3 protein-coding genes and 1 pseudogene are annotated in these 1,986 nt (G+C 66.9%); 3 read left to right on the forward strand and 1 reads right to left on the reverse strand.

Translation table 11 applies throughout. From position 1 onward, the window contains the following. Positions 1-574: FAD-dependent oxidoreductase (locus ACFQEU_RS15150; RefSeq protein ID WP_379783505.1), on the forward strand; the 574-nt coding region annotated here is incomplete at its 5' end. 89 nt (positions 575-663) lie between these two features. Here the strand turns inward: ACFQEU_RS15150 and ACFQEU_RS15155 are convergent. After that, positions 664-879 carry a DUF7120 family protein gene (locus tag ACFQEU_RS15155; RefSeq protein ID WP_379783507.1) on the reverse strand — a complete coding sequence of 72 codons (216 nt, stop codon included), beginning with the start codon at positions 877-879 and terminating at the stop codon, positions 664-666. A 189-nt stretch (positions 880-1,068) separates the two neighbouring features. Between ACFQEU_RS15155 and ACFQEU_RS15160 the strand changes: the two genes are divergently transcribed. Together ACFQEU_RS15160 and ACFQEU_RS15165 are read left to right on the forward strand one after the other, a co-directional pair. Next, positions 1,069-1,740 (forward strand): sulfite oxidase-like oxidoreductase, encoded by a 672-nt coding sequence (locus ACFQEU_RS15160; RefSeq protein WP_379783509.1) that lies wholly within the window; start codon positions 1,069-1,071, stop codon positions 1,738-1,740. Between the two features lie 68 nt (positions 1,741-1,808). Then, a pseudogene (locus ACFQEU_RS15165) lies at positions 1,809-1,986 on the forward strand (isochorismate synthase); the annotation flags it as partial.

Consider the following 1,986-nt stretch of genomic DNA (forward strand, 5'->3'; position numbering starts at 1 on the left):
CGCGCGCGTCGAGCTGCTGGGCGGCGAGACGCTCGACGCAAGCGTCGTCGTGGTCGCGACCACACCGCCGGAGGCGCGGAAGCTGACGGGCGTCGAAACGGTCCCGTCCGACGGCGTCCCGAACGTCACCGCGTGGTACACGCTTCCGGCTGGGGTCGAGTTCGGGACGGGCAAGCGGATCCTGCTCAACGCGGCCGACGACGCGCCGAACGCGGTCGTCCCGATGAGCGAGGTCGCATCCGAGTACGCCTCCGCGGACCGCGCCCTGCTCGGTGCGACGTTCCTCGGCGAGGACGCTCTCGACCGCGACGACGACGCGCTCCGCGAGGACGTTCGCGACGCGCTGACGGCGTGGTACCCCGAGCGGGGGTTCGAGGGGATCGAGACGGTCGCGGTCGACCGGATCCCGTTCGCCCAGTTCGCGCAGCCGCCGGGCGTTCACGCGGGACTTCCCGACCCGGACGACCCGGACGGGCCGGTGGTTCTCGCCGGGGAGTACACCGAGTGGTCGGCGATCCAAGGGGCGATGGAGGGCGGGCAGCGGGCGGCGGCGGCCGCGGCGGAGTATTTATAAGCGGTACCGAGGCAGGAACGGGGCGGGACAGCGGAAACAAACGAAACGGGGATCGACCGGAGTCGGATTCTCGACGTGAACGGGTGTACTTAAAAGACGTACTCGTCTTCGTGACCCATCATCCCCTCGTCCTCGAACCCGCCGGAGTCGTCCTCGTCCATCGGTCCGCTCGTTTTGAACGCCTTGATACCCGTCGACAGCAGCTCCTCGATCGCCTCCTCGCGGTTGAGGAACTCGCCCTGCTCTACCATCTGCGTGATCTGCATCTCCAGGTGCTCCGGGACGGTTATCTCCACTCGTGGCATTTGCTGTTCAGGTCTAATGGGATAGAGTATATAAATGTAGCGTCGGAGATGTGTGTATCTCGAATAGATCCTACTAATACTGAAAATCGAGTTTTCGATATACGATTCACAGTTACTGTTTTGTGGATCTCCCCTGGTCCGCGACCCCGAGAGCGGTACCACTACCTTGCTCCGGCTGCTACGGGAGGTATGACCGACACCGGAGCCGACGGGGCGACGGCCGAGACGGAGGCGGCCGATGGCGAACCGACCGGCGACGCGAGCGCTGTTATCGAGGACCTCACCGATATCTACACGTCGTACGGCGGGGAGCGAGTTCCGCCGGGCCAACGGGAGACGGACCGGTTCCCGGTGCTCTCGAAGAGCGGAACGCCCTCGTGGGACCCGGAGGCGGACCGGTTCGAGGTCTGGGGTGCCGTCGAGACGCCTCTGACGCTCTCGCTCGCGGCGCTCCGCGAGCTCCCCGCGGCGACGCAGCGACAGGACTTCCACTGCGTGACGGGGTGGAGCAAGCTCGACTGTGTGTTCACCGGCGTCGAGTTCGCGGAGATCGTCGACCGGGCGGGCGTCCACGACGACGCCGAACACGTCCTCTTTCACGCGCTCGACGGGTACACGACGAACCTCCCGCTCGCGGAGTGTACGCGCGACGGCGTGTTGTTCGCGTACGGCTACGACGGCGACGACCTCCCCGCGGATCACGGCGGGCCGGTCCGCGTCGTCACCCCGCACAAGTACGCGTATAAGGGGGCGAAGTGGGTCTCAGGTGTCGAGTTCCTGACCGAGCGCGAGCTCGGCTACTGGGAGAAGCGGGGGTACAGCGACACCGCGAACCCGTGGAACGAGGAGCGGTACAGCTGATCGCGGAATCGCTGCCACGACCGCCGGAGTTGACACCCTTAATAGCCCCCGGGCCCGATCCCTTTTCAATGAAACCGGCGCGATCGGCGTCGTCCGCGACGCTCGTCAGTCGTACGACGGCGGTCGAGGAACCGTCGTTTGCGGCGGCGTTCGAGACCCTCCCGTCCCCGCGAACGACGTGGAGTGCGCCGGACGACGCCCTCGTGATCGGCGGCGGCGCGGCGGCGACGCTCACCGCGAGTGGCC

It is taken from the genome of Halorubrum tibetense, assembly GCF_042661865.1.
Lineage (GTDB): Archaea > Halobacteriota > Halobacteria > Halobacteriales > Haloferacaceae > Halorubrum > Halorubrum tibetense.

Coding starts and splice junctions, on each gene's coding strand:
- ACFQEU_RS15160 (WP_379783509.1), top strand. CDS start 1,069: ATGACCGACACCGGAGCCGACGGGGCGACGGCCGAGACGGAGGCGGCC.
- ACFQEU_RS15155 (WP_379783507.1), bottom strand. CDS start 879: ATGCCACGAGTGGAGATAACCGTCCCGGAGCACCTGGAGATGCAGATC.